The organism is Oleiphilus sp. HI0117 (assembly GCF_001635235.1).
Map to the genome: position 1 here is coordinate 1 of NZ_LWGA01000940.1, position 2,523 is coordinate 2,523.

At 45.8% G+C, this 2,523-nt stretch carries 2 protein-coding genes; both read left to right on the plus strand.

All coding sequences use genetic code 11. The features are described 5' to 3' along the window. Nucleotides 1-108: 108 nt before the first annotated feature. Nucleotides 109-825, plus strand: a complete 717-nt coding sequence (locus A3757_RS16835; RefSeq protein WP_068514346.1) for a response regulator transcription factor — start codon at nucleotides 109-111, stop codon at nucleotides 823-825. 114 nt (nucleotides 826-939) lie between these two features. Beyond that, nucleotides 940-2,523 (plus strand): phosphoglucomutase (alpha-D-glucose-1,6-bisphosphate-dependent) (gene pgm / locus A3757_RS16840; RefSeq protein WP_068739969.1); only part of this gene is annotated, 1,584 nt, incomplete at its 3' end.

The following is a 2,523-nucleotide window of genomic DNA, read 5'->3' on the forward strand; positions in this document are numbered from 1 at the left end:
GATTAAGGAAAGCCAGCCGGGGCAGGGGGCTGAGTTTGTTATTATATTCCCGCAGCGAAATAAACTATCAATGGCGAAAAGAGCGCGTAATATGATGGGGATGCACTAGTGTTTGATCCAGAGAATGAGCGTATCTTGGTTGTCGAGGATGAATGTCATATTGCAGAGGGGTTGCGTTTAAATTTGGAGCTTCAAGGTTACAAGGTGGCGTTAGCGGAAACAGGGACTTCCGGTCTAGCCTTATGGAAACAGTGGCGGCCGCATTTAATAGTCTTGGATGTGATGCTGCCCGGCATAGACGGTGTCTCTGTTCTTAAACGTATTCGCTTAGAAGATGAGCGTTTGCCAATCCTTATTCTATCAGCCAAGAATAGTGCTCAAGACAGAATTGAGGGTTTTAACCACGGTGTCGATGACTATCTTTCTAAACCCTTTAACCTAGAAGAATTCCTGTTACGAGTTGAGCGCCTTTTAAAACAAAGTAGCTGGCAAGATAATAGTATTGATGCGGCGAGTGGAAGTCAGGACCCATATAGCTTTGGCAGCAACAAAATCGACTTCCTTCAATCTGTTGCTTATTGCAAAGGGCAACAAATAAGCCTAACTGAACAAGAGCTTCGCTTGCTCAGGTTATTGATTAACAATCGTGGTAAAGCGCTGTCACGCGGAGAAATTTTAGAAGTTGCCTGGGGTTTTTCCAAAGACCTATCGACTCGTACCGTCGATAACTTTATTGTCCGTTTTCGAAAGTACTTTGAAGACGACCCTAAGAACCCCGAGTTCTTCAAAAGCCGCCGCTCTGTGGGCTACGTATTTGACCATTAAAATATCACTGATGAAGATTTTATTGCTTGTAAAGAAAGCCTACACTATTTTGTGTTAGTCTTGATGGCAAAGTAACAGACTATCGTTAAAGCTATCTGATTTTAAAGGACTTATATGATTGTTCATTCTTTGGCGGGCCAGCCTGCACCGCAAGAAATATTAACTGATATCCCTCGCTTGGTTGCGAGTTATTACAAGCGGCAACCTGAACCGGGAAACTCTGATCATGCAGTAGCATTTGGTACATCTGGCCATCGCGGGACAGCGCTGAATTGTAGCTTCAACGAACATCATATCTGGGCTATTTGCCAAGCTTTATGTGAATATCGCCAGGCTCAAAATATTAGTGGTCCTTTATTTTTGGGTAAAGATACCCACGCCTTGTCGGAACCTGCATTAATTAGTGCGCTTGAAGTCTTTGCGGCGCAAGATGTCGAAGTGCGCATTCAGCAGGGCGGTGGCTATACGCCTACTCCAGTTATCTCTCACGCCATTCTTAGTCATAACCAAGGGCGCACCCAGGGACTTGCCGACGGTGTGGTGATTACGCCATCCCATAACCCTCCTCAAGATGGAGGCTTTAAATATAACCCTCCTCATGGTGGGCCTGCAGATACCGATGTTACTAACCTGATTCAGGCACGTGCGAATGAACTTTTAGCTCAAGGTATGGAAAAAGTAAAAAAGGTTTCTTATTCGCAGGCTTTGGCAGCTAGCAGTACGCAAGAAATTGATTTTGTCATGCCCTACGTGAAGGACCTGGAATCTGTGGTTGATATGTCTGCCATTTCCAAAAGCGGCTTGCGTATAGGTGTTGACCCAATGGGCGGGAGTGGTATTGCTTACTGGGAGCCGATTGCCGAGCATTATGGTTTGAACCTGGAGTTAGTCAATAAGCGGGTTGATCCAAGCTTTTCGTTTATGCGTGTTGATAAAGACGGCAAAATTCGTATGGATTGTTCCTCACCTTATGCCATGGGTCAGTTGATTGAATTAAAAGACCAATATGATGTCGCCTTTGGCAACGATCCTGATTACGACCGTCATGGCATTGTGACTCGAAGCTCTGGCTTGTTAAACCCAAATCACTACTTAGCAGTCGCAATCGATTACCTTTTCTCACATCGTCCTGAATGGGATGAATCTGTTGGAATCGGCAAAACGCTAGTTTCCAGCAGCATGATTGACCGAGTGGCTAGCGCGCTAAAGCGTCCTTTGGTTGAGGTGCCTGTTGGCTTTAAATGGTTTGTAGATGGCTTGCATCAAGGCAGCTTGGGTTTTGGTGGAGAAGAAAGTGCAGGCGCTTCATTTTTGAGACGCAACGGACAAGTTTGGACGACCGATAAAGACGGCATTATCATGGATCTCCTGGCTGCCGAAATATGCGCAGTAACTGGTAAGGACCCGGGGGAGCGTTATAAAGAACTGGAAAACCAGTTCGGTTCTCCTGTTTATGAGCGTCTTGATGCATCGGCAAGCAAAGAGCAGAAAGCCAAGCTTAAAGCCTTATCTGCTGAGCAGGTGAGTGCAAGCGAGTTGGCAGGCGAAACGATTCAGCAGAAACTGACCAAGGCGGTGGGTAATAGTGCTGCAATCGGTGGCCTAAAAGTTTCTACAGAAAATGGCTGGTTTGCTGCAAGGCCATCGGGCACCGAAGATGTTTATAAAATCTATGCGGAAAGTTTTGTCAGTTCAGAT